At 64.1% G+C, this 2,293-nt stretch carries 3 protein-coding genes; all 3 read right to left on the bottom strand.

Going from position 1 to position 2,293, the window contains the following annotated elements:
- A partial coding sequence (locus FJ319_14700) for a hypothetical protein (GenBank protein ID MBM3935514.1) occupies nucleotides 1-286 on the bottom strand: 286 nt, incomplete at its 3' end.
- Between the two features lie 360 nt (nucleotides 287-646).
- A complete protein-coding gene (locus tag FJ319_14695) occupies nucleotides 647-937 on the bottom strand; it encodes an NAD-dependent epimerase/dehydratase family protein (protein MBM3935513.1) in 291 nt (96 codons plus the stop codon).
- Nucleotides 938-955: 18 nt separating this feature from the next.
- A complete protein-coding gene (locus FJ319_14690; GenBank protein ID MBM3935512.1) occupies nucleotides 956-2,182 on the bottom strand; it encodes a glycosyltransferase family 1 protein in 1,227 nt (408 codons plus the stop codon).
- Nucleotides 2,183-2,293: the final 111 nt, after the last annotated feature.

Genomic DNA, 2,293 nt, shown 5'->3' with positions numbered 1-2,293 from the left:
CTGGCCCGGCCGGCGTTCCTCTTCTTCTGGCCCGGCAAGCCGCCGGTGCGTCGCTGGCCGGCGGCCTATCCGTAGATCTTCCGCTCGCGATTGACGTCGCCCATCTCGTATGTATGCGCCGCGTCGTGGCGCTGGGCGGTTCCTTGCCGGATATCAACTGCACCTCGCGGCCCATGCAGCGCAGGACCTTCGCCGCGAGCTCGCGGATCGTGATCTCATCCTGGTTGCCGATGTGGCACAGGCCGAGGTGCGCGCCCCGCGCAAGCATCGCGAGCAAGCCGTCCACGAAGTCGTCTATGTGCGTGGGGGCGTGCGTCTACGATCCATCGCCCTGGATCGGGAACGGCACCGGGCCGGAAGGATGCGGCTCGACCGCCTCCGCTTCGCGCAGGATGAACTGCGGCAGAACGTGCTCCCAGCCCATGTCCGGGCCGCAGACGTTGTGGAACCGGGCTACGCGGGCCTCCAGCCCGGAGTCCTCCATGAGATGCCGGCACATGCGCTGGCTGAAGAGTTTCTCTTAACCTTAGCCATCCTCAGGCAGCGCGGGGTAGGCATCGCTCTCCTTGAGGGGCACCAAGTCCGGCGAATCCTGCTTATCGGCGGCCTACACGCAGGCCGCCGAGGCGCAAAAGTAGCGGTGGATCTAGTGTTTACGCGCGGCCATGAACAAATGGGTTTGGGCGATGGACCCCATCCTGCCCATGTCGGCCGCGAGGTTGTAGACGACGTCGGTGACTGGGAGCACCTCCTCGCAGTCGGCCTTGTCCGAGAGGTCCAGGCCCCAGTTGTCGGCCTCCTGAAACAGCTGCCACCACTCATCGAACGGTTTGACGTCGATCACGCGGACGTCGCGCTGGCCTCTCTTGAGCAGGTCGGCTACGAGGTGGCCCCCGATGAAGCCACCGCCGCCCGCCACTACGATCGTCGTTCCCATTTCAGTCCTGCCGAAAATCTAGCCTAGGATCCCCATGAACTTGAGGAGCCCGTTCATCCGCGCGGTCCAAGTATGGTCTCGGACGCACCGCTCGCGGCCGGCGCGCCCGATCGCCTCGATCCGCTCCGGATCGGCCAGAAGTCGCCGGACTTGAGAGGCGCAGTCCATTGGGTCGTGATAGCACAAGATCTCGGAGCCGATGCTGAACAGGTCGGCCAGCTCGAAGTTGTACGTCGTTAGATACAAATTGGCGGTGGCGGGGATCTCGAAGTCGCGGCCCTTGACGCACGTGCTGCGATACGAGAAGCCGGTGTAGCCTACGCCTAGATTGACCCAACTCCGTGCATAGATGTCACGCTGGTCGTCCACCACGCCGTTCGGCCAACCCGGTCCGAAACATTCCACTTCGACTCCTTCCCGCCGCAATTGGTCGATGAAGTCGAGGCGCGCCCCATAGCGGATCCCCACGAAGCTCACCTGGATGTCCCGGCTTCGGGTCTTGGGGGCGAAGTAGGACGTGTCAATGCCCTGAGGGTACCAATACGACGCCTGCTTCTTGGCCAGGTACCACGGGATGCACTCCAAGGAGTTGGTCAGGTGGATATCGTAGGAGCCGAGCAGCGGCTTGATCGAGTCGTGGGCGTGCTTGTCGTCGAGGCACATCAAAGCCACGGGCGTGCCGTCCGCGCGCAGGGACTGCAGGGTCTCGCGGTCTAGGTAGGCGTTAGTGCCGTACACGAGGCAGAGATCGAAGGAGCCTTCTTGCCGCGCCCGTGTGTAGGACGCGAGGAGGTCTCGCTGGAAGGCCAGTTTCCATGCCGGATCCGATACGCCGGGGAAGGCCTTGTTGTAGTCCTCCGGGAACACACCGCAGGAATAGTCGACGAGGTTCCTCCGCCCCTCCAGGTAACCCCGCATGTGCCTCGAAATCGAAAAGACCGTAGTGCGGAACTCCCGGGCAAGCTCTTCCTCGAACCATGGCCCGCCTATCGCCGGAAGATCGACGACAAACACCCGCACCTCGGAGGCGCGCGTCCTTCTCGTCTTCGGACCGGACCACCCGGCGCTTAAGAGCCTTCGGCTGATCTCTTCCCAGTTGGAGGACTGATCCAAAGCCTCCGTCGACCGGCGACAGAGGTCGGAGTACGCCTCGTCCTCTTTGGCTCCCCGTCGCCGCAACAGCCATTGATACGCCTGCGTCGTCTTGAGGCGCGACTTCACGGCGTTCAAGGCGGCGGGAGGCATCGAGGGCCGGACTCGCGCGCTCAGACCGGAGCCCCGATCCGCTCGCACCGGCCCAGGATGACGTGGGTGACGGATGCCCCCAGCTTCTTTGGGTCGAGGATGCGCCAGCAG

Source organism: SAR202 cluster bacterium, assembly GCA_016872355.1.
Taxonomy (GTDB): domain Bacteria; phylum Chloroflexota; class Dehalococcoidia; order Lucifugimonadales; family VGZY01; genus VGZY01.
The sequence above is the reverse complement of the archived record's forward strand: the minus strand, read 5'-3'. Positions and strand labels throughout refer to the sequence as shown.

Excerpts from the sequence above, each read along its gene's own strand:
- FJ319_14695 (MBM3935513.1), bottom strand. The coding sequence starts at position 937 with ATGGGAACGACGATCGTAGTGGCGGGCGGCGGTGGCTTCATCGGGGGC.
- FJ319_14690 (MBM3935512.1), bottom strand. The coding sequence starts at position 2,182 with ATGCCTCCCGCCGCCTTGAACGCCGTGAAGTCGCGCCTCAAGACGACG.